Raw genomic sequence first — 22,286 nt, forward strand, 5'->3', positions numbered from 1 at the left:
ATTTTCGCTATCAAAAATAAACAATAATTTATAGGACTTTATTAGGTTATTGATTTGTTATTAAAAATAAAGACCTACAATTATTTTAATATCTCAAAACGCGCTATGAAAGCAAAGGTTTTTTGTTGCTAAAAACGTGATTTATGGCTTTTGATCAAAAAAAATGTAGAATTATTGCAATAATGTCGAATTATACGCTGAATCCTATTTTGGGTATACAGATTTTTAGACATGAATTAACATTATTAATATACATTTTGATAAGGTAATATAGATTGAAATGGCTTTAAATTTTTCCAGACGAAATACGTTATTAATGTCAATAGGAGTTTTGTTTCCTTCCTTTTCATTTGCCATGAAACAAAAAAGGCAAAAAAGAATTGGAACAACTGGAAAAGGTCGTAATCAAGTTAAATCCACTTCCAAGGTGAGGACATTCAAAGGTAAAACCAAGACGCCAGCTATCATTGGCAAAGCCAGACCTGCTTTACCATTAATTGTGCTGGATCCTGGTCATGGTGGAAAGGATCCTGGAGCCATAGGATATTCTGGAACCTATGAAAAACATGTTGCATACGCTACGGCTGTGGAACTTGCCAATCAGTTGAGACGCTCCGGACGATATCAAGTTTATCTGACAAGAAGCTCAGATCATTTTATTCCCTTGAATGGACGTGTAGATTTTGCCCAGAAAAAAGGGGCGAACCTTTTCATATCGATGCATGCGGATGCCTTGCGGAATTCATCTGTGCGAGGTGCAAGTGTCTATACTTTATCCAATCATGCATCTGATGCACAATCTGCTGCATTGGCTTCAGTTGAAAATCAAGCTGATCGTTATGGTGGCCCCAATATTCATGTAACTTCTCCAGCGGTGGAAAAGATATTGGCCAGTCTGGTTAAAATGGAAACAAAAAAAGAATCTGCCGCAATGGCGCAAAATGTTGTCTTATCGTTTAATTCCCGTGTTGGTTTATTGCCTAATCCCAAAAGACATGCCGCTTTTGTGGTTTTAAAATCGGTAAACATTCCATCAATTCTTGTTGAAATGGGGTTTATGTCTAATCGTAAAGATGAGGCCGCTTTACGTCAGTTTTCATATAGACAGTTAATAGCCATGTCCATGAAAAATGCTGTTGATCGGTATTTTACAATTGGCGGAAGTGTAACACATTTAACGGGCTAAAAAATAGGACTTGCTTTTTTTGGGGAAAAGTGATGTCATATCAGCATGAAATTTATGGTATTCTCTCTTATGGAAAAAAATTTTTTCTATTTTAAAAATAGAGAACGGATATCTGTGTTTTGTTTGATCTTTCAACTTAGCAGCCCCTAGGTAAGATAACCTTGTAAAATAGGTTATCTTATTTAGGGGTTTTTTTTTGTAATTTCCTTTAAAAATTTATTTTTTCATAGGCAAACTGAGGGCGTGAGTTGCGTCCAGAATATGCCTGTAAACGATTATGAAGGTTCATCGGATATGAATATAAATCATCCATCATTTGGAAAAATTGACAAAAATAGAGTTATTTTTTTTGATACAACGTTACGTGATGGTGAACAGTCCCCTGGTTTTTCAATGAATTTGGATGAAAAACTGAGAATGGCTAGAATATTGACTGAATTAGGAGTTGATGTAATCGAGGCAGGATTTCCCGTAGCGTCAACAGGAGATTTTGAAAGCGTTTACAGAATTGCTGAGCTAATCAAAGATTCAGTTATTTGTAGCTTGGCACGTTCAGGTGGTAAAAATGATATTGAAAAGGCGGGGGAAGCTTTAAAACCGGCCAAGCGTAAACGTATTCATAATTTCATTTCGACTTCTCCACTGCATATGAAATATAAATTGCGTATGGAACCTGAAACCGTTTTGGAAATTATTGCCGATGGAAATAAAAAGGCCAGACAATTTACAGATGACGTTCAATGGTCAGCGGAGGATGGATCACGCACAGACCCAGACTTTTTATGTCGCTGTGTTGAAGTGGCCATTAAAAATGGAGCGACAACAATTAACATTCCTGATACGGTTGGTTATTCAACTCCTGAAGATATGCGTCGTATATTTAAAGATTTGTTGGAACGGGTTCCAGGTGCTGATCAGGTCATTTTTTCTTGTCATAACCATAATGATTTGGGACTAGGGGTGGCTAATACTATCGCATCACTGCAAGGTGGAGCAAGGCAAGTTGAGTGTACGATCAATGGAATTGGTGAACGGGCCGGGAATGCTGCCCTGGAAGAAATAACAATGATTTTACGGACACGTCACGATGAATTTCCTTATGATAACCGGATAATTTCAAAGAAATTATTAAATGCCTCGCGGACTTTATCAACGATTACCGGGTTTGATGTGCAACCGAATAAGGCAATTGTAGGTAGAAACGCATTTGCACATGAAAGTGGTATCCATCAAGATGGAATGTTGAAAAATGCAGAAACCTACGAGATCATGACACCTGAAAGTGTAGGCTGGAACCGTTCCTCTTTTGTTTTGGGCAAACATTCGGGTCGAGCTGCTTTTAGGGACAAATTAAAATCATTGGGATATAATGAATTTTCTGATGAGAAATTAAACGAGGCGTTTCAGCGATTCAAGACGTTGGCTGATCAAAAGAAGACGGTTTATGATGATGATATTTCGGCTTTGGTTGATGATGAAGTCAGAGATCATGAATTTATCCGGTTTATTGATATGTCAATTAAAAGTGGGATAAGAGCTTCTGAGGTTTTATTGACTCTTGAAGTTGACAAACAAAATAAAAAAATCGAATTTACGGGAAATAGCGGGTCGGTTGACGCAGCTTTCAATGCGATTAGGAAAATTTTCCCTCATCCTGAAGCAACATTATCCCTATTTTCGATCGGGGCTGTTACGCAGGGAACGGATGCACAGGCAAAAACAACTGTAAGGTTGGAAGAAAATGGCAAAACAGTTGATGGTCAAGGAACAGATGTTGATACAGTGGTTTCTGCTGTTAAGGCCTATGTCCATGCTTTAAATAAATTGTTAACAAAGCGTCAGCGACAGAAACCAGAAAACGTTGCTTAAAAATGGAACGGCGTTTTGACGCCGTTTTTGATTAACGACGGGATGAATTGTAATTATTAACTGGTTGCTGACGATATTGTTGGTTTTGATAGTACTGATTATTATAATTGGGTCCTGGACGATTAGGTGTTGTCAAAGCGCCAACACCTGCCCCTAACGCTCCACCAGATAAAGCTCCAATAGCGGCTCCTCTTCCCCCTCCTGCAAGGGCCCCGATGGCTGCTCCGGTTCCACCACCAATAAGTGCACCAGTTCCTGCCCTTCCACCAGCACTATAGCCATTATCACAGGCAGTTAAAAAAGAAACAGATAATATAACGGTTGAAAACCCCAAAAAAGTTTGTTTGCTAACTCTAAACATTTATAAATTCTCCTTGTTATTTATTTATATAAAATATTTTTTTTGTCATTTTTATGAAAATTTGATTTTTGATTATTAAAATTAATTTTTAAAAAGACATAAAAAAGTCAGAATAAAACGTATAAACAGTGAAACGTAAATAATATGCTAAGGGGGTTTAAATAATTATATTTTCGATTCGTTTTTATTTTTAAAATGAATTTTTATTTAAATGAGAAAAATAGTAGTCAAAATAGGTAATTACATTGTAGGAAATGATTTTTTTACATTTTTTTTTAGTGAACGATACTTTAAGGTAAAAATAATATATAAGGCTAAATAGCATTTGCCAGTTAACGCTTGCTCCATTGGTTGTAAATGAGTAAGTCGAAAGGAAATACTGTGAAAAGTAGGGGTTGGTAATTTCTATACAAATTGTGATGATAGAAATTTAAGACAAATTTTTGTTAGAATTATAAGTTTGTTGTCGGGAGTTTTGGATGTTTTCTCGTCTGTTTGGTTTTATGTCTGCAGACATGGCAATTGATCTTGGAACGGCTAATACACTAGTCTATGTCAAAGGTCGTGGAATAGTATTGAATGAACCATCAGTTGTTGCCATTGCTGATGTTCGTGGGAAAAAGCAGGTTTTGGCCGTTGGGGAAGAGGCCAAAAATATGGTGGGAAGAACGCCTGGTAATATAACTGCTATACGGCCAATGCGGGATGGTGTCATTGCGGATTTTGAAGTTGCGGAGGAGATGATTAAGCATTTCATACATAAAGTGCATAATCGTCGTATGTTTGCCAGCCCGCAAATCGTAATTTGTGTTCCATCGGGATCAACGGCCGTTGAAAGGCGGGCTATCCAGGAAAGCGCAGAAAGTGCAGGTGCTCGAAGGGTTCAGCTGATTGAAGAACCTATGGCTGCTGCAATTGGGGCCGGTTTGCCAGTTACGGAACCCTCTGGCAGCATGATTGTTGATATCGGAGGAGGTACGACCGAGGTTGCAGTAATTTCCCTGGGGGGAATTGTTTATGCGCGTTCCGTTCGAGTTGGTGGTGACCGAATGGATGATGCCATCATTGCCTATATACGTCGTAATCATAATCTTTTAATTGGGGAGAGTTCAGCGGAAAAATTGAAAATGGAACTGGGAGCCGCTATTCCCGATTCCTCCAAGGAGGACGGCGGTCCTTGGCGTGAAGTAAAAGGTCGAGATTTGATGAATGGAGTGCCAAGGGAAGTTTTGGTTTCCCAGGAGCAAATCGCCGATAGTTTGGCTGAACCGGTTTCCCAAATTGTCGAGGCAGTATCCGTTGCTTTAGAGAATACCCCTCCAGAACTGGCTGCTGATATTGTTGATAAAGGGATTATGTTGACAGGTGGGGGCAGTCAATTGCTTCGACTGGATGATGTTTTGCGACAGGCGACAGGGTTACCTATTATTGTTGCAGAAAATCCATTGGACTGTGTGGCTTTGGGAACAGGACGTGCATTGGAGGAAATGAAAAAGCTTAGGAATGTTTTAACAACTATGTATTAGTTGTTACGTCAACACAATTGAGAAAATATAAAAAATAGCGTTAATATTAATAAGCAATATACAGTTTGGTATATTGCTCATCTTATATATTAAGTAGCTGGTTTAAAATGAAAAATAACGTAAAAATATTACGATAATGATTCCTATATCCATTCAAATCAAGCAAGCGTTGGCAAAATTAATCTTACCATTCTTATTTGTAATGGCGAGTTTAATCATGTTGCTTGGCCAGGCAAAACCCAAATTAATAGAAGATATACGGTTAAAAGTTATTGATTTTCTTTTGCCTGCCTATGTTTTGGTGGAGAAACCGTTTGATATTGTTCATGGTTTTTTTCTGAATGTTAATACAGTTAAAAATATTTCTCAGGAAAAAAAGAAACTTGAAGAGGAAAATGCGCAACTTAAGGGATGGTATCATGTTGCAATAGGATTGGCAGAGGAAAATGTTGAATTGAAAAATCAATTGCATTGGATACCCGATCCGACAATATCCTATATTACCGCACATGTTGCCGCAGATGGAAGCGGAATTTATCATAAGGCAGTTTTGGTGATGCTACAACCGGGGCATGGCGTGCACGCCGGTGAAATTGCCTTGAGTGGTTTCGGTTTGATAGGTAGAGTGACAGAAATTGGTGATCGTTCTGCCAGGATACTCTTAATCAATGATCTTGCCAGTCGAATTCCTGTTAATTTAATGAGTTCACATGTACAGGCGATTATGGCTGGTGATAACAGTCTTTATCCCAAATTGATTTTTTACCCGGAAGATAAACCTCCAACTGAAGGGGAGAAAGTTTTGACTGACAATAAAGGAAATGCTTTTCCGACTGGAATCCCTGTTGGTTTCGTGCATTATCTTGAACCTGGACATCCTGTTGTTGTGCCTTACACTTCATTGGAAAGTCTGAGAATTGTTCGAATTTTTGATTTTAAAAATTATGATATCATTCCACCTGATGCACCGGGACGTGTAAATCTGGCTAAAAAGAAGATGAAAACCAGGCCCGTCGCCAATCCTGAATTACTAGGCCATGATTAGGAATGATTAAAAAAGAAAAATCATCTGAAAGTAAAACACATAAAAGACATCCAGGGATACGTCCTTCTTTAACGAGGTGTCAAAAAATTGATGCTGTCATTCGTTGGATGGTTCCTTTGGGATTTAATCTGTTTGTAATTTTAATCTTTTCAGTTCCCTTGAATATTCCTGGCCGTAATGAACTTTTATTGGCTATTGTGATATCATCGGTTTATTTTTGGTCAATTTATCGTCCAACTTCCATGCCAGCAATTGGTGTTTTTTTTCTGGGGTTTCTTATTGATCTCCTAAACTTTTCCTCACCTGGTGTTGTGATTTTCATTTTACTTATTGTTTATGGAATGGCAATCACGCAGCGTTTTCGTTTGGCAAGATATAATTTTTTAATAGTCTGGTTAATTTTTTCAATAATTGCATTGAGTGTTTTTTTTATACAATGGCTGTTGATTTCTTTGTTAAGTTTAAAGCTGGTTTCAGTTTCATACTTTATATTTGAGATGGTTTTTGCTATAGGATTTTATCCGCTCTTATCAATCATGTTTACCTGGGCCCATCGTACCATAGCTGATCCCGAACAGGTGTAGAACAACTTGTAAAATGAAGAAAAGATTACCCTATCGTATCAGAAATGTATTGTCAGATACGAATTCGCGACGTGTATTTACGCGGCGGGCAATTTTGATTCTAGCGGCTCAAACAGGGATCTTGTCTTTATTGGCTAATCGTCTTTATAAATTGCAGGTTGTAAATGGCGATCGATATATAAAAATGGCCAAGAAAAACCTTATAAGCAAAAGGTTATTGTCTCCACCTCGTGGACGTATTCTTGATCGTTTCGGGGCCATTCTTGCCAATAACAAGATAAATTGGAGGGCCATGCTTATACCTGAAGAAACAGACAATGTTTCTGATGTGATAGAACGGTTTGCTGATTTAATTTCCTTGGATGAGCATGATTACGCCCGTATACAATGGAATTTGGATCATCAACGTCGTTTTATACCCATTATGTTGAAAGATTTTCTGTCTCGTGACGAAATGACGATTATCGAGGTGAATTCGCCTTCCCTACCAGGTATTGTCATTGATGTGGGTACTAAAAGACTTTATCCATTGGAAGGTTTGTTGGCTCATATTGTCGGTTATGTAGCGCCCCCAAATGATAAAGACATTGCACAGAATACCATTTTGGCTTTGCCAGGTATGCGAGTGGGTCGGTCCGGGATCGAGCAGACTCAGGAAAATGATCTATGTGGAAAGGCCGGTGAGGTTCAGGTTGAAGTAGATTCCGTGGGACATATCATTACAGAATTAGGCCATGTTGATAGTATCCAGGGCCAGGATGTGGCCTTGACCATTGATGTTGAATTGCAAAAGGAAATTTCCTCAATCGTCGCGGACCAATCCGCCAGCGCAGTTGTTTTAGATTGTCGGAATGGGGAAGTGATGGCAATGGTCAGTAATCCATCTTTTGATCCTTCCTTATTTGACAGTGGTGTCAGTCATGCACAATGGAAGACCTGGATTCAAGATGAAAGGAGTCCCTTAACAAACAAGGCAGTGGCAGGTTCTTATCCTCCCGGTTCAACCTTTAAACCTGCTGTTGCCCTGGCTGCGCTTGAAGCTTCAACGATTACGGAAAATACGCGTATTCATTGCCCGGGTTATTATGATTATGGGGGAAGCCGATTTCATTGCTGGAATAAATATGGACATGGGTCACTTGATTTGCATGGTGCCCTAAAATATTCTTGTGATGTATATTTTTACGAGGTTGCCCGCAGGACGGGAATGGAAGCAATTCATGCCACATGTGATAAGCTCGGTTTGGGAGTGGAGTTGCCGATTGAGTTGACTCATGTGCGTTCCGGGTTAATTCCCACTCCTAAATGGCGTGAGTCCCGAGGACATCACTGGAATGTAGGTGATACAATCGTCAGCGGTATTGGACAGGGATTTGTTCATGTAACCCCATTGCAGCTTGCCACTTATGTGGCGAGAATTGCCACGGGTAAAAAAATTGATCCGCATCTTATTAGGAAGCGCAATAATATTTTGGTTCCGCAAGCAGATCCAAACTATTGGCAAAAACTGGATATCAAGCCTGATTTTCTAAAAATGATCAGATTTGGAATGTATGCTGTAGTCAATGAAAACAAAGGTTCGGGTGCAAAAGCAAAAATGGATTATCATGGTATGTTATTGGCTGGAAAAACGGGTACGGCACAGGTAAAGAGTGTTTCCCGTGCATTGAGAGAAAGTGGCCATTTCAATTCTGCTAATTTGCCATGGAAATATCGTCCTCATGCGTTGTTTATTTGTTTTGCCCCTTATGATGATCCACAATATGCGATTTCTTTAATTGTTGAACATGGTAATGCTGCGGCTTCTGTTGCGGCGCCTTTGGCACGTGAGATGATGGTTGCAACATTAAAGTGTGATCCTGCAAAAAATTGGGAAAAAGATCAGTCTAAAAATACAAGAACGGAAACAGGTGATTCAAAACCATCTGAAGTTGAATGAAGTATAGACATAATGGTTTTTGAGAAACGTTTATTAAGAGCAGAACCAAATTTTAGAATTCTGGGCAAGCTTTGGCGAGTTAACTGGTTGTTTGTTGGAATGATCTGCCTTCTTGCAATGGTTGGTTATTTTGCCCAATATTCCGCTGGGGGAGGATCTTCCCATCCTTATGCTCATTCACAATTTGTTAAATTTTGCGTGGGTTTTATAATCATGATAGGGTTGGCGTTAACTCCTCCGCAAATATTGGTAAAACTGGCTTGGCCTCTTTATGGACTGGCTGTAATGTTATTGGTTGCAGTATTGCATATGGGGCATGTGGGTAAAGGAGCAGAGCGCTGGATTATAATTGGCGGTATTGCCTTGCAACCTTCTGAATTAATGAAAATTGCCTTGGTTCTTTTATTGTCCAGCTGGTTTTACAAAATTAGCTGGAAACAGATGGCAAATCCATTACGCCTGATTATTCCTGCAATTCTTGTATTATTACCTGTTGTTCTTGTATTAAAAGAACCGAACTTGGGCACAGCGGTTATTATAGGTTGTATAGGGGCTGTTATTTTTTTTGCGGCAGGTATGCGCTGGTATTTGATTCTTTTGTTACTAACACCGATCCCGTTTGTCATAAAGTTGGTTTATAATCATTTGCATGATTATCAGAAAGCGAGGATTACCACTTTTATGCACCCTGAAAATGATCCATTAGGAGCGGGATATAATATCATCCAGTCAAAAATAGCATTGGGATCTGGTGGAATGTGGGGACAGGGATATTTGCATGGTACACAGGGGCAATTGAATTTTTTACCAGAAAAACAAACTGATTTCATCTTTACGATGATTGCAGAGGAATGGGGTTTTGTGGGGGGAATCTGTGTTATAGGGTTATTACTGTTAATTATTGTGGGGGGCATGGTTATCGCCATGCGGTCACGTAATCAGTTTGGTCGCTTGCTTGCATTGGGGATCACGATGAATTTCTTTTTTTATTGTGCAGTTAATCTTTCAATGGTTATGGGTGCCATACCCGTGGGGGGTGTGCCGTTACCAATGGTATCCTATGGAGGGTCAGCCCTGCTGACGGTAATGTTTGGATTTGGTCTTTTATTATCTGTACAAGTTCATAAAAATTCAACATTTGGTGAAGATCAATCTTATAAAAAGATATAACAATGACTGGAATATTACCTGCGACAAATAAAATTAGATCTAACTATATTAAAAGTATATATCAGGCTGGAACTGTTAAAATCAGAATAGGGCACTATCCTTTAAATTTACCCAAACGCTATAAAAGTAAGAAACTGGTTATGATGAGTGCCTGTAACCCGGGAGGAAGAATAAAGGCCAAGGGATGGAACAAGCGCATGATGCAAAAACTTTCCTTGTATTTGTCAGGCTATGATTACAGAAAAGGGACAGGAACTTTAAGAAATTTTTCAGAGCCATTATTTATGGTTACCATGGATCCCAGCAAGGCGATCGTATTGGCGAGAAAGTTTCGTCAAAACGCGATTGTTGTTATACAAGATCAACGATTATCGCGTTTGGTATTTCTGAATTGATGGAACTAGAAAACAAAGTTCACCGCCATTTGAGGCTGAACAAAATTATTTGCATTATGCCCATCCACGGTTAAAGCCGTTCCAACAATAATACCTATGCGGGTGGAGGGGTTGTATTCGATTGCTGGTGCAACCTGAATGTTATGGGAGGCACCATTTACTTTATGTTGATAGGAATTGGGTTTATCAAGGTAACTCCCTTTTATTCGAGTGCCCTTTGCCCAATCATAAACAAGGTCAAAAGCCATTAACCATTTTTTGTCCAGACCATACTCCAGGGAAAAACCTGTATTGCCAAAAAGTTTTGATCTTGCATTTCCACGAAATCCAGTATCAGTGCCGTAACTGCTAATATTGCGGAGATTAACGGAATTCAGAGGTTCCCTGCCCATACCCCAAACACGAACTCGAATGGCTTTATCAAATATCTGATATGCGGCTTGGGACTGCAATCCAAATCTCAGCGTATAATTGCCTGTTCCTGCACCGTCCAAATGACGACCAAGATTGTTATAATTGCCTGTTGGAAAGATCATGCCAAGGACAGTAGTTAGGCTAGGTTGGTAATGGGCATCTTCTTGATCAATCCAACGATATTGAATCTCAAAAGGTAAATCCGAGAAATGAACTGTACTAGCTGTTGTGTGACCGTTCCAGGTATAGCGGATCTGGGGCACAATCTGAACTGACAGGCGATCGGTTGCTGCATATTTAACTAATGTATAATTCAGGGTATTGTCAGTTCTATGTTTGGAATTCTTGGTTTTTCCATTTGCCTGATAGGCACCACGGCTTATTGTGTTTTGCAAATACGGTTCGACAACAAAAGTCCCGGCATTGACCAATGCCCCGGATGGTGCCAACAAGGAACCCGTATATCTTTGTTCCTGTAAAATTTTGGAACCTGTATCTTCCTTGTTTTCCTCTTGTGTAGCTTCAAGCGCAATGTCGTTCGGGACAGCGTATATGTTAACAGAAGGGGTGAGTAAACCGAGAAAACCAAAACAAAAATAACTAATTTTAATTCTGTTTTTAAGCATACGAAATAGAATACAGGAATTGCTGAAAATTTGAGTCATAAAATGGCTCCTAGTCAGGGATAATTCATAATGCTTCTATAAAATGACCTTATAATTGTTATAAATTATAAGGTTATCAGATAGTTGCTTATTCTATATAGTTCAATCGCTTACGGTTGCAATATTGATGAAAAGTTAAATTTTATCAGATTAAAAAACGATGTTCACGGCACATTGAGGTTGAATGAAATCATTGGTATTATGGCCGTCAACGGTCAATGCCGCACCAGCGATAAGTCCAACGGCCGGTGTAAAGTTATATTCTATACCAGGAGCGATTTGAAAATCATGAGAGGCACCTGTGATATGGCGTAAATAACGCTGGTGATTATAATTTCCCTTAATATGTGTCCCCTGAGCCCAATCATACTGAAAGTCAAAGGCCAATACCCATGCTTTGGTTATTCCAAATTCAAATGAAAATCCGGCGTTGCCAAATAAGCCACCTCTGACTGTGCCTGCAAAACCCTGATCTGTACCATAGTTGCTTATCCCCTTGATATTTCGGTGACCAATAGGTTTTCGACCTACACCCCACCAGCGGAAGCGTATGGCGCGATGAAATATTTCATAGGCAGCTTGGGAATGAAGACCAAAACGTAGGGTATACTGTCCACTTCCAAAAGCATCAAGGGAACGGTTCAACTGATCAAAATTGCCAGTAGGAAAATTCATGCCCAGGAAAGTCGTGAAACTGGGTCGATAATGTGCGTTATCCTGGTCAATCCAGCGATATTGAAATTCTACAGGCAAGTCAGAAATATGTACACTGCTGGATGTGGTTTTACCGTTCCAGGCATAATTAACCTGTGGGGTTGCCTGAATGGTCAGATTATCGGTAATGGCGTATTTGATCAAAAGGAAACTGTCCGCTGAATCTGTTCTGTGTTTGCTATTTTTGACACTGCCATCGGATTGATAGGCCCCACGGCTGATTGTAGATTGGAGATACGGTTCCAAAGCAAGGATACCTGCCTTGGTAATGGCACCTGAAGGGGAAAGAAGGGAACCCGTATATCGTTGTTCATCCAATACATTGACACTGTCGGATATATTATTGATTGATGAATTGTTTATATCGGATTTAGATGCATTGCTTGCATATGTGTAATGTGAAGTAAATATCACAGAGATGCAAATTAACGAAAAATTTATTTTAGTATTATTGCAAAACAATAAAAATTGAGATACAGGGGTTTGTATGAAACGACGATGCATCAAAAAATTCCTCAATCAAAGTTATGGGGAAAACATAAATTATAACGATTTTTTATGATTAAATAATTTCAAGTGATCAATTAATAGTATTTATAACCATTTGTAATTAGTAAAGATTAAATATTATATTTGTTAAACGGATTAAAATATTCATTTAATTGTTATCTTAAGATAAAATTGATCACCAATGTAATAAAATTATTCGTATTCATGATATCAATCTATAAAAAAATTTTATTTTAGCAAGAGATAAAAAAAATTTGTTATTCTACATCATCTTTTGGTCGATGACCAACCGTAACATCAAGTTTGATGGTTTTCTTGTTGCGCCTTATTGTCAGTTGTAAATTTGATCCAGGATGTGCAATGGCCACTGTTTTAATAAAAGTACGAATTGTGTCTACATGCTGATCGTCAATTAATTCAACGCGGTCATTAATTTTGATTTTTGCCTTGTAGGCCGGGCCATCCAGATCAAGATCAATGATTTTCACTCCATTGTGTCCAGAATCCTCTTCAAGGGTAACACCAAGCCATCCGCGGTCAATAAATCCTGTTTTACATAGTTGAGTAACAATGGGGGCGGCGATTTCAGAGGGGATACCAAAACCAATTCCAACAGAACTTCCGGTAGGGGAAACAATTGCGGTATTCAAGGCGACAACTTGTCCGGCAAGGTTAAAGGATGGTCCTCCAGAATTTCCCGGATTCATTGGAGCATCCAATTGAAAAAAATCGTCAAAAGGGCTGGAACCAATATCGCGACCACGAGCTGATACAATTCCGGCAGTGACGGAAGAACCAAGGCCAAAAGGGTTTCCTGCAGCAAGAATCCAGTCACCAACCTCCACTTTGCGACTGTCACCCCATTGTACATAGGGAAGGGGATGATCGCTATCAATTTTGATGACTGCTATGTCTGTGAGAGAATCATTACCGATAACTTTTGCTGTGAAACGTTTTCCATTCGCAAGATATACTGTTATGTTGTTGGAGGTCCCGATTACATGCGTATTGGTTACTATGATCCCATGGGGATCAATGATAAAACCAGACCCAGCTTCTGTAACCCTACGGTTGCGGGTATGTTGACGTTGCCTGAATTCTTTTTCAAATGGTGTTCCCTTTAAGGAGGGTGGTATATGAATGTTTCTGGATTGTTTTGTATATATATTTTGGGAAACCGAAATGTTAACAACGGCTGGTACAACTTTTTTCACTAGCGGGGAGAAGGTCAGAGGCCCATTTTCTACAAGTGGTGTTGCGGAGGCCGTAAATGTGTCGGATGGAATGACTGTTTTTGATGGTTCGATATCTTTTTTATTTATATCCTGGGCATAGACGGGAAAATTGAATAAAACAATAATGAGATAAGTCTTGAGATTGAGACCTAGCTTTTTTTTTATCTGGTTTGAATATTCAATTGGTACAAACATTATTAATCTATTCAAAAAATTTAAGTTATTAAATAAACTATTATTCGTCATTCATGGGATTTTCTGGCCAGTGATGTTTGGGATAACGCCCCTTCATATCTTTTCTCATATCTTTCCAACCCTCTTTCCAAAAATTTTTCAAATCACTGGTTACTGCTTGAGGTCTATTGGCTGGGGACAGAAGGCAGCATTGTAATCGAATTTGTCCTTTTGCAATAGAAGGAGTATCTTTTATACCATAAAATTTTTGTGCATGTGCCGAAATAATGGGTGCAGGTTGTGTATAATCAATATAAAATTTATTATGATTCAATATAATAAATTCAGGAAATAACCGATTTAGTTTTTGGCAAATATCATAACCAAGATAGGCTTCGAGAATATTTTTTAAGTCTATTTTTTTTAGATCTTTCAAATTATTGATTTGTGTGATCCAGGGGGATAACCATTTTTCAATATGTAATTCTAGCTTGTCATCAGTTAAATCCGGAATTTTTTCTTCTGTTAAATATTGTCTTGCCCATGAAGCACGTGACTGTAATTGTTTCGTAGCCTCGTTCCAGTTCAAAGCCTTATAAAAATTGTTTTTAACATAACCAAGCAAGACCGGATAAGCCTTTTCGGCTGGGGCTATATCGTTTCTGTCTTGTAAAATAAGCCGCCCAAATTTTACTTGTTTTCGGGCAATGACTTTTCCAGTGGTTGGGTCAATAGAAATATTTTCTACCTGACGGGACCGATTAAGGATAAAATTGGGAAGAATATCGGAATTCATGCGTGCTGCCAGACAGATTCTGGCTTTTTTCTGAGTATGGATATTTGCAACAATTAATAGTTTTTCCTTTGCTAATATATCTTGTTGAGAAAGATATGCACTGCCACCGCCTGCCAATCGGAATGATCCAATTTCATCACGTTTTTGTGCCAATCGGTCGGGAAAAGCGGCGCATAATAATTTGGCAGGATTTCCAAGAGATTTTTGGGTGAGTGGTATTTTTAATCTTTTGCGATATTCCTGGCCTATATGGTGGATATGGTGCCATAATTCCTTATCATGTTGATTATGAGGTAGGGTTTGTAGCCAGTTCAGACGAGTTTGGATATCGCAGGATTGGTCATGATTTTTACGAAAAGGATCACGCTCTTCCAGTAATGCAGCCAGATCGGCCGCCAATGCCTTTTCTTCATTTGAGTTTGCTCTTAACATCATTGACGCCAAACGTGGATGCGCACCGAATTGAATAATTTTTTTACCAAAATCAGTGATGAGCCCTTTTTCATTTAACGCACCTAATAAAGTCAGTAAATTGCTGGCCGCCTCAAGAAGGCCATTGGAAGGAAAATCAGGAAAGACCAATTCCTTTATTGAGGTTCCCATAAGGTCTGTCCATGTTTTGCAAATCAATAAGAATTCACTTAATTCACTGGATAATATTTCAGGAGAATCATGCGGGATAAAACTTCGTTCCATCGCTTGGGTCCATAGACGATAGACAATTCCCTCAGCTTCACGTCCAGCCCTTCCAGCCCTTTGATCAGCTGCTGCCCTGGATATTCTTCGTGTTAAAAGTCGTGTTAGTCCAGTGTCTCCGTCCAATTGAGGAGCACGACGAAAACCTCCATCAATGACAATCCTTACGCCAGGAACGGTTAGGGAAGTTTCAGCAATGGAAGTGGTCAAAACTATCCGCCTTTTATCTTTGGCACTGACAGATCGCAAGGCCTTGTCCTGTTCTGTGGAATGTAATTCGCCATACAGAGGAAGAACTTCAGCATCTGGTAATGTAAGTATATTCATTGTGCGATGAATTTCGGTAACGCCTGGTAAAAATACCAGTATATTACCCTGATTTTTGTAATAAACATTCTCTATTTCCGCAGCGGTTATTTTGGGCAAATCTTTTATTGCATGAATATCTCTTTGTCGATGATGTATTGTTACAGGATGTATTCTTGATTTATTTTCAATAATTTGACAGTTTAATATTTTTTGTAGTTGAGACAAGGATGGTGTAGCCGACATTGCGATGAGCCTTAAATCCGGTCTCAGGTTTTTTTGAAGATCACGACACAAGGCAAGACAGAGGTCAGACTCAAGGGAACGTTCATGAATTTCGTCAAAAATAATGGCGGCAACTTGGTCAAGAAATGGATTGTTCAAAAGATGTCTCAAGAACAGTCCATGTGTAACAACCTCTATACGGGTTTTTGAACTGGCCACTTTTTCCATGCGGGTTCTGTAACCTATCGTTTGGCCAATAGTTTCATGATATAGACAGGCCATCTGTTTTGCTGCGGCTCGGGCGGCAATGCGTCGTGGTTCCAGCATGATAATCCTATGTCCGTTTCGCCATGGAGCCTGTAATAATGACAAAGGTACAAGGCTTGTTTTTCCTGACCCTGGTGAAGCTACAAGAATACAGTTCTGATGGGTAAGTAGATGATCATGGAGTTCTGGTAAGGTATTCTGTATTGGTAGGGAAATGGGATCAGGTTTAAACATAAGTTGAGACTAGTCGATAAAATGCCTTGGTGACATGAATGATTATTAATTTTGTTTATCTCATCTTTAAGATAAAAATGGAATATTATTGACAGGGACAGGATTAAATCAAGTGCGATTTTGGATTACTATATTATTGATTGTAATAGGGTTTAACACGCATGTTATTTGGGGTAAAGAAAGCGATAAAATCTTTAAAGCGCATGTTGAGGCAAGTATCATCAGTGCAAGCGATTTCAATGATGATGTTGATCGGTCTTTACTAGCCCTTAAAATCAAACTGGAGCAAGGGTGGCACACTTATTGGCTGAATCCGGGAGATGCGGGAGATCCTGCTTCGTTACAAGTTTCAATCAACCATGATAGAAAAGTTATATTTCCAAAAATAGAATGGCCTGTTCCTAAGCGGTTGTTTGAAAAAGGTTTATTGTCTTACATATATGATGGGGAAGTTATTTTACCTTTTTATCTTCATATTCCAGAATCCTATCGTGCCAAAGATCTGCATCTTCATATCAAGGCGACGTGGTTGATTTGTGCCAATATCTGTGTTCCCGTGCAGGCCGAATTTACAATTGATCTACCAAAAGGAAAAATCAATCAGGCAAATGAAGCGATCTTAATTCAAAAATCACTGAATAATAAACCCAGGCCTTTGCAACATAATTTATTCATTACACCAAATGGAAAATTGTGGGGCAATAAAACAGATCCTCTGTTTGATCAAGTGCAGGATGTTTGGTTTATGCCAGAAAGATCGGGATTGATTGATCAAGATCAAAAACAGCATTTTCAAATCAATCCAGAATATTTTGAATTGAAATTGCCCCTATTATCTGAAAAACGGCTTGATCAGTCCCTGGCTGGTATCTTGGCATTGAAGAATTACAATGGCAAGATTCATTACTGGTCAATTCATCCCATAATTAAAAAGAAACCTGTCTCACATATTCTGAATCTATTTTTATTGATCAGCAGCGCCTTTCTTGGAGGGTGTCTGTTAAATTTCATGCCTTGCGTTTTTCCTGTCATTGCCATGAAATTATTATCCTTAAGTCGTTTGGGAAATAAAAACCGTGCCTATCAATACCGGTCATGTCTGTCATACACGGCAGGGATCTTAAGCAGTTTTACGGGTATATCGCTCATATTTATAAGTCTGCGCTGGATGGGAAAACAGATAACATGGGGTTTTCAGTTTCAATCGGTTTCATTTTTGATAATTCTATGCTGGTTATTATTTATCATTGCCTTAAATCTTCTGGATGCCTTCACAATAAATTTTTCATTTTATTCAAGAACAAATTCATCCTCTTACCTTTCTGATTTTCTTACAGGTATTCTTGCTGTCTTGGTTGCAACACCTTGCACCGCACCATTTATGGGTATAGCTGTAGCAGCCGCCTTAAATAGTTCAGCCGAAAAAACTTTTTTTATATTTATAGGAATGGGATTGGGTCTATCCTTTCCCTATTTGCTATTGGTTTTTATTCCAAAATTGACCCGTTTTTTACCGAGACCAGGAATATGGATGGAAATATTGAAGCAATTTTTGGCATTTCCCCTATTACTTAGTTGTGTGTGGCTGGTATGGGTAATTTATCAGCATGATCAGTCCATATCTTTATTAACTGTTTTGTTAGGCTGTGTTTTAATTGGATTTGGAGCATGGTTATTGGGTAAAAATCAGCTATTGCGATATAAAACTGCTACACGTGTATTTCAAAGGGTTACCAGTATCACGCTTATTCTGATTTTCATTTTGTTAGGAGGTATGATCACGGAAATGAATCTTGTGCAATCCTCTAATGAAACAGTAAAAAATAGGGAATATATGGTATTTTCATTAAAGAATGTTCAGCAATTGCAGATTGATCATAAAGCTGTATTTGTTAACATGACGGCAAGTTGGTGTCTAACATGTCTCGTTAATGATAGGGTTGCCTTATCCAACCGAAAAGTAAGAGACTATTTCCATCGTCATCATATTCAATATGTGATTGGTGATTGGACACATCACAATAATGAAATCAGTCGTTTTCTAAAACAGTTTGGACGGGAAGGGGTTCCACTTTATATCTATTATCCTGCCTATGGAAACCCCAGGGTGTTGCCCCAGATCCTGACCCCGGATTTGGTGATAAAAAATATTGAAAATGTTAAAAATTAAAAATCAAAACAATAATTACAAGTAGTGAAACAACTCATAAAGTGATAAATTGCCATTGAAAATATAATAATTACAAATGGATATCAAGGTTTGCACAAATGAAGGTAGGGTTATTCATTCCATGTTACATGGATGCATTGGAACCTGAAGTTGGTATTTCAACTTTAAAGTTATTGGAACGTTTTGATCTGGATATTACATATCCTTTTGATCAAACCTGTTGTGGTCAACCCATGACTAATACGGGGTGCCATAAAGAGGCTGCCGCGACTGAAACCCTGTTTGTGAGGAATTTCTCGCAATTTGATTATATTGTCATGCCATCGGGAAGCTGTACGCATCAGGTTCGTTCCAATTTTGATGCCATCGAACAGACTGATGAGGTAAAACATGTCAGAACGCATACTTATGATCTGGTTGAGTTTCTGCATGATATTCTCAAGATTGATTCTTTTCCCTGGGCGTTTTTTCCCTACAAGGTTGCCATTCATAATAATTGCAATGCATTGAGAGGACTAAGACATGCGAGCATGTCAGAATTGAGGGAACCATATTTCTCAAAACCCAGGGATTTGCTTGAAAAGGTAAGAGGAATTGAATTTGTTGAATTGACACGTCCTGATGAGTGTTGTGGTTTTGGGGGAACCTTTTCAGTTTTTGAGGAGGGTGTTTCAGCAAAAATGGGTCAGGATAAGGTTATGGACCAATATAATAGCGGTGCAGAATACGTAATTTCCGCAGACAGCTCTTGTCTCATGCATCAGCAGGGATGCGCGCAACGGATGAAAATTCCCGTGAAATATGCCCATATTGCACGCGTTCTGAATGGAGATCTACAATGAATGTCAATATTAATTCAGACGTGAATGATGCGGCGCTTCAACATGAAGTTGGCGCAAGGGGCGCGGTTGTCAAAGGTAATAAACCCATAGATCAGCTTGAAGCCGCCAATCGCTTTATCGCTGCGCAGGCTCACGAGAAAATGCATGATAACCGTTTATGGGATTTACGTAAAAAGCGTGATGCGCAAATGCATCTTATCCCAGAATGGGAGGAACTTAGACAGTTAGCTTCGGATATCAAGGAGCACACGCTTGATCATCTTGCTCATTATCTCGAAATGTTTGAAAAAAATGCCAAAGATAATGGTATTCATGTTCATTGGGCGCAAAATGCTGAAGAGTGTAATTCGATTGCCATCGAGTTGATGAAAAAACGCCAGACCAAAATTTTAGTGAAAAGCAAATCCATGCTTGGGGAAGAATGTGGTTTGCGAAAGGCTGTGGAAAAGGAGGGGATCAACGTAATTGAAACGGATCTGGGTGAACGGATCCAGCAATTGGACAATGAGGATCCAAGTCATGTTGTTGTTCCGGCTGTTCACAAATCCCGTACGGATGTTTCCAGGGTTTTTACCAGAACTCTCGGGGCACAGGCGGGCAATAATGATATACATTATCTTGCCGAAACCCAGCGCGAAACAAATCGTCCCTTGATCCTGAAAGCCGAAGCTGGCATGACAGGAGGAAATTTTTTGGTTGCTGAAACGGGTGCGGTGGTTGTTTGCACGAATGAAGGGAATGCCGATCTTTCTGCCAATACACCCGGGATGCATATTGTAACGGTCGGAATTGAAAAAATAGTTCCAGGGCTTGAACATCTGGCAGTATTCATTCGTTTATTGTCACGTAGTGCGCTAGGTTCCCCAATAACACAATATACATCTTATTTCCGGGGGCCCAGACATCATGGCGGGGAAATGCATGTCATACTGGTCGATAATACGCGTTCCACCCGTTTAGCTGACAAGAAATTCAAGGCAGGCTTGAAATGTATACGCTGTGGTGCCTGTATGAACACATGTCCCGTGTTTCGTCGTAGTGGTGGATTAAGTTATGGAAGTACCTATGCAGGGCCAATTGGTTTGATACTTAGTCCGGGATACAATGCCCATAAATTTCGCAACCTTCCCTTTGCCTCAACCTTGAATGGCAGTTGTTCTAATGTCTGTCCTGTTAAAATCAATATTCATGAACAAATTTTTGAGTGGCGAGAGACATTGGCAGAAAAGGGTGAATTGTCCCTTGCAAAAAGAATATTGATGCAGGCCGCCGGGAAAATTTTGGGCAATCCGGTCCTGTATAGGGCCGCGATAAAAAATGCCGATCGGGCATTGAAATATCTCCCACATTTTATTGTTTACAATAATCTCAATAAATGGGGAAAACAGAGGGACTTGCCACCTGCACCCAAGGAGACCTTTCATAGCTGGTATGAAAAGAATTATCTGAAAAAGGAAAGCGTTAATGAATAGTCGTGATATCATTTTGGGCAAAATTCGCAAGGCCTGTGTTGATGAATATGTTAAGCCTCCTTCTGTTCCCCTGTTTCACCAGAATGATCTTGATTTGATAAAAAAATTTAAGAAAGTTTTTGAGCAGATGGGGGGTGAATTACTGGAAAATCATGCCGATAATCCTTTTGAGTCGATTTATGAAAAACTTTCAAACGCAAAGAATATCTGTTCTGTTGTTAAGGAAATAAAGGGTGATTATAATATAACGGATCAAACGCCTCCGAATAGTTTGCATGATATTGACTATGCAGTTGTCAGGGCAAGTTTTGGTGTGGCTGAAACAGGATCTGTTTGTCTTACCGAAAAAGATCTGGTTGTAAATACTTTGGGTTATTTGCCGCAACATCTGGTCGTTTTATTGAACAGCTCCGAAATCGTGGAAAACCTGCATGATGCGTATGCACGTCCGGAATGGAGGCGAAATCATTATGCAGCACTACATACAGGTCCCTCGGCCACCGCAGATATTGAAGGGGTATTGATCCATGGCGCCCAGGGTGTACGTTCACTTTCCTTGTTATTGCTTTAGAATCTAGTATTTTTTGGAAATGGCTGATTGAGGCAGTGTTCCCAATACCCCAACAGGATATTTACCTTTAGTTGAAGAAACAGGTTGTGTATCATGGACTGGGGATGCGGCAGATTCATTGTTGGGAATGCCATCAGGGAAAACAGCATTTAAATCTGCGTTTGAAGCAGAAGGTTTGTTGGTGGCAGGTGCTATATTCCTGTGATCGGGAGGGGACATATCATGTTTTACAGCGGTTGAAGATTCCTTATCATTTAAATCCTGTGTTTTAATTGAGTCTGAAATTGGTGTGCCTGTGGCATCAACAATCCAGGGCTCCAAATGATTGCGAATTTGATATTCTAGTTCCACATTGACATCTTGCATCATTTTTTGGGTAATATCATATAAATTTGCTCGGCTATCTAAGTCTCCCTTATTATGATCAGTCTGGTATGTATGATTTGTACTGACCTGAATTGAGCCAACTTTTCTATTATTGTTGTTATAAATATCGAGACGAATATCAATTTGCCCGTATACGGCATCATCACTGTTTTCTTGCAAAGAAGCTCGGCTGATTGTAAATATAGCCTTTCCGGATGTGCCTCTTGCTTTAAGACGATTATTAACCATGTTATTCAAGGCCATGGCGGGAGGGGTCGGGCTTAAATTGGAAATATCCCTTGGATATTGATTTGCGTTAGAATGATCCTGTATGCTTATTTGTCCAACATTCAGGAATATAGGGGTTAGATAATCATATGTTAGTGGTGCATATTGAGTGGTATCTTTATGTGCACAAGCTGATAATATCACGACCGGACTAATCCATAAAAATGCAGATAAATAAAATTTAAATCGATATGATAACGATTTGCGTAATTCGAATGACATGACAACCCCTTGATATTTATAAATTCATTAATTGCTGGTTACGT

Annotated in this window: 18 protein-coding genes; 12 read left to right on the forward strand and 6 right to left on the reverse strand. The window is 39.2% G+C overall.

Going from position 1 to position 22,286, the window contains the following annotated elements; translation table 11 throughout:
- The first annotated feature begins 280 nt into the window (after window positions 1–280).
- On the forward strand, window positions 281–1,186 hold the full coding sequence (locus U0839_RS05105) for an N-acetylmuramoyl-L-alanine amidase family protein (RefSeq protein ID WP_155565702.1): 906 nt from the start codon (window positions 281–283) through the stop codon (window positions 1,184–1,186).
- Between the two features lie 294 nt (window positions 1,187–1,480).
- The gene (locus U0839_RS05110; RefSeq protein WP_155565701.1) at window positions 1,481–3,055 is read left to right on the forward strand and encodes a 2-isopropylmalate synthase; all 1,575 of its coding nucleotides are present in this window, start codon (window positions 1,481–1,483) and stop codon (window positions 3,053–3,055) included.
- A 31-nt stretch (window positions 3,056–3,086) separates the two neighbouring features.
- Here U0839_RS05110 and U0839_RS05115 read toward each other — a convergent pair whose 3' ends face one another.
- Window positions 3,087–3,416, reverse strand: coding sequence for a hypothetical protein (locus U0839_RS05115; RefSeq protein WP_196424861.1), 330 nt, complete (start codon window positions 3,414–3,416; stop codon window positions 3,087–3,089).
- A gap of 479 nt (window positions 3,417–3,895) precedes the next feature.
- Here U0839_RS05115 and U0839_RS05120 point away from each other — a divergent pair, with 479 nt between their 5' ends.
- From U0839_RS05120 to U0839_RS05145, 6 genes are all read left to right on the forward strand, one after another.
- Window positions 3,896–4,942, forward strand: coding sequence for a rod shape-determining protein (locus tag U0839_RS05120; protein WP_110438296.1), 1,047 nt, complete (start codon window positions 3,896–3,898; stop codon window positions 4,940–4,942).
- A gap of 136 nt (window positions 4,943–5,078) precedes the next feature.
- The gene (gene mreC / locus U0839_RS05125; protein WP_155565700.1) at window positions 5,079–5,987 is read left to right on the forward strand and encodes a rod shape-determining protein MreC; all 909 of its coding nucleotides are present in this window, start codon (window positions 5,079–5,081) and stop codon (window positions 5,985–5,987) included.
- Window positions 5,988–5,989: 2 nt separating this feature from the next.
- On the forward strand, window positions 5,990–6,571 hold the full coding sequence (locus tag U0839_RS05130) for a hypothetical protein (protein WP_230882768.1): 582 nt from the start codon (window positions 5,990–5,992) through the stop codon (window positions 6,569–6,571).
- Between the two features lie 13 nt (window positions 6,572–6,584).
- Window positions 6,585–8,510, forward strand: a complete 1,926-nt coding sequence (gene mrdA / locus U0839_RS05135) for a penicillin-binding protein 2 (RefSeq protein WP_122123821.1) — start codon at window positions 6,585–6,587, stop codon at window positions 8,508–8,510.
- Window positions 8,511–8,522: 12 nt separating this feature from the next.
- Window positions 8,523–9,680, forward strand: a complete 1,158-nt coding sequence (gene rodA / locus U0839_RS05140; protein ID WP_155565699.1) for a rod shape-determining protein RodA — start codon at window positions 8,523–8,525, stop codon at window positions 9,678–9,680.
- A 2-nt stretch (window positions 9,681–9,682) separates the two neighbouring features.
- On the forward strand, window positions 9,683–10,075 hold the full coding sequence (locus tag U0839_RS05145; RefSeq protein WP_155565698.1) for a DUF3293 domain-containing protein: 393 nt from the start codon (window positions 9,683–9,685) through the stop codon (window positions 10,073–10,075).
- Window positions 10,076–10,080: 5 nt separating this feature from the next.
- Here U0839_RS05145 and U0839_RS05150 read toward each other — a convergent pair whose 3' ends face one another.
- The 4 genes from U0839_RS05150 to hrpB all read right to left on the reverse strand — a co-directional run bounded on the left by U0839_RS05150 (window position 10,081) and on the right by hrpB (window position 16,311).
- Window positions 10,081–11,154, reverse strand: coding sequence for a hypothetical protein (locus tag U0839_RS05150; RefSeq protein ID WP_155565697.1), 1,074 nt, complete (start codon window positions 11,152–11,154; stop codon window positions 10,081–10,083).
- A gap of 150 nt (window positions 11,155–11,304) precedes the next feature.
- Complete coding sequence (locus U0839_RS05155) at window positions 11,305–12,282, reverse strand: hypothetical protein (protein ID WP_413550232.1); 978 nt, start codon at window positions 12,280–12,282, stop codon at window positions 11,305–11,307.
- A 353-nt stretch (window positions 12,283–12,635) separates the two neighbouring features.
- Window positions 12,636–13,808 (reverse strand): S1C family serine protease, encoded by a 1,173-nt coding sequence (locus U0839_RS05160; RefSeq protein ID WP_155568306.1) that lies wholly within the window; start codon window positions 13,806–13,808, stop codon window positions 12,636–12,638.
- Window positions 13,809–13,848: 40 nt separating this feature from the next.
- On the reverse strand, window positions 13,849–16,311 hold the full coding sequence (hrpB, locus tag U0839_RS05165; protein ID WP_413550233.1) for an ATP-dependent helicase HrpB: 2,463 nt from the start codon (window positions 16,309–16,311) through the stop codon (window positions 13,849–13,851).
- Window positions 16,312–16,423: 112 nt separating this feature from the next.
- Here hrpB and U0839_RS05170 point away from each other — a divergent pair, with 112 nt between their 5' ends.
- The 4 genes from U0839_RS05170 (at window position 16,424) to U0839_RS05185 (ending at window position 21,366) form a co-directional block, all read left to right on the forward strand.
- Window positions 16,424–18,481: a protein-disulfide reductase DsbD family protein gene (locus tag U0839_RS05170; protein WP_413550234.1), complete on the forward strand. Its 2,058-nt coding sequence runs from the start codon at window positions 16,424–16,426 to the stop codon at window positions 18,479–18,481.
- 98 nt (window positions 18,482–18,579) lie between these two features.
- Window positions 18,580–19,323: a (Fe-S)-binding protein gene (locus tag U0839_RS05175; RefSeq protein WP_110438287.1), complete on the forward strand. Its 744-nt coding sequence runs from the start codon at window positions 18,580–18,582 to the stop codon at window positions 19,321–19,323.
- Entirely contained in the window at window positions 19,320–20,795 is a 1,476-nt protein-coding gene (locus U0839_RS05180) for a lactate utilization protein B (protein ID WP_413550235.1), read from the forward strand. Before U0839_RS05175 ends, U0839_RS05180 begins: the two co-directional genes overlap by 4 nt.
- Window positions 20,788–21,366, forward strand: coding sequence for a LutC/YkgG family protein (locus U0839_RS05185; protein WP_155568302.1), 579 nt, complete (start codon window positions 20,788–20,790; stop codon window positions 21,364–21,366). Before U0839_RS05180 ends, U0839_RS05185 begins: the two co-directional genes overlap by 8 nt.
- Before the next feature lie 3 nt (window positions 21,367–21,369).
- Here the strand turns inward: U0839_RS05185 and U0839_RS05190 are convergent, their stop codons facing one another.
- Window positions 21,370–22,242 (reverse strand): hypothetical protein, encoded by an 873-nt coding sequence (locus U0839_RS05190; RefSeq protein WP_155565690.1) that lies wholly within the window; start codon window positions 22,240–22,242, stop codon window positions 21,370–21,372.
- Window positions 22,243–22,286 lie beyond the last annotated feature (44 nt).

The sequence above is a fragment of the Commensalibacter sp. A3DC genome (assembly GCF_047307945.1).
Lineage (GTDB): Bacteria > Pseudomonadota > Alphaproteobacteria > Acetobacterales > Acetobacteraceae > Commensalibacter > Commensalibacter melissae.

Excerpts from the sequence above, each read along its gene's own strand:
- hrpB (WP_413550233.1), bottom strand. The coding sequence starts at position 16,311 with ATGTTTAAACCTGATCCCATTTCCCTACCAATACAGAATACCTTACCA.
- mrdA (WP_122123821.1), top strand. The coding sequence starts at position 6,585 with ATGAAGAAAAGATTACCCTATCGTATCAGAAATGTATTGTCAGATACG.
- U0839_RS05150 (WP_155565697.1), bottom strand. The coding sequence starts at position 11,154 with ATGACTCAAATTTTCAGCAATTCCTGTATTCTATTTCGTATGCTTAAA.
- U0839_RS05185 (WP_155568302.1), top strand. The coding sequence starts at position 20,788 with ATGAATAGTCGTGATATCATTTTGGGCAAAATTCGCAAGGCCTGTGTT.
- U0839_RS05160 (WP_155568306.1), bottom strand. The coding sequence starts at position 13,808 with ATGTTTGTACCAATTGAATATTCAAACCAGATAAAAAAAAAGCTAGGT.
- U0839_RS05190 (WP_155565690.1), bottom strand. The coding sequence starts at position 22,242 with ATGTCATTCGAATTACGCAAATCGTTATCATATCGATTTAAATTTTAT.
- U0839_RS05175 (WP_110438287.1), top strand. The coding sequence starts at position 18,580 with ATGAAGGTAGGGTTATTCATTCCATGTTACATGGATGCATTGGAACCT.
- mreC (WP_155565700.1), top strand. The coding sequence starts at position 5,079 with ATGATTCCTATATCCATTCAAATCAAGCAAGCGTTGGCAAAATTAATC.
- U0839_RS05110 (WP_155565701.1), top strand. The coding sequence starts at position 1,481 with ATGAATATAAATCATCCATCATTTGGAAAAATTGACAAAAATAGAGTT.
- rodA (WP_155565699.1), top strand. The coding sequence starts at position 8,523 with ATGGTTTTTGAGAAACGTTTATTAAGAGCAGAACCAAATTTTAGAATT.
- U0839_RS05115 (WP_196424861.1), bottom strand. The coding sequence starts at position 3,416 with ATGTTTAGAGTTAGCAAACAAACTTTTTTGGGGTTTTCAACCGTTATA.
- U0839_RS05105 (WP_155565702.1), top strand. The coding sequence starts at position 281 with ATGGCTTTAAATTTTTCCAGACGAAATACGTTATTAATGTCAATAGGA.
- U0839_RS05120 (WP_110438296.1), top strand. The coding sequence starts at position 3,896 with ATGTTTTCTCGTCTGTTTGGTTTTATGTCTGCAGACATGGCAATTGAT.
- U0839_RS05130 (WP_230882768.1), top strand. The coding sequence starts at position 5,990 with ATGATTAAAAAAGAAAAATCATCTGAAAGTAAAACACATAAAAGACAT.
- U0839_RS05180 (WP_413550235.1), top strand. The coding sequence starts at position 19,320 with ATGAATGTCAATATTAATTCAGACGTGAATGATGCGGCGCTTCAACAT.
- U0839_RS05145 (WP_155565698.1), top strand. The coding sequence starts at position 9,683 with ATGACTGGAATATTACCTGCGACAAATAAAATTAGATCTAACTATATT.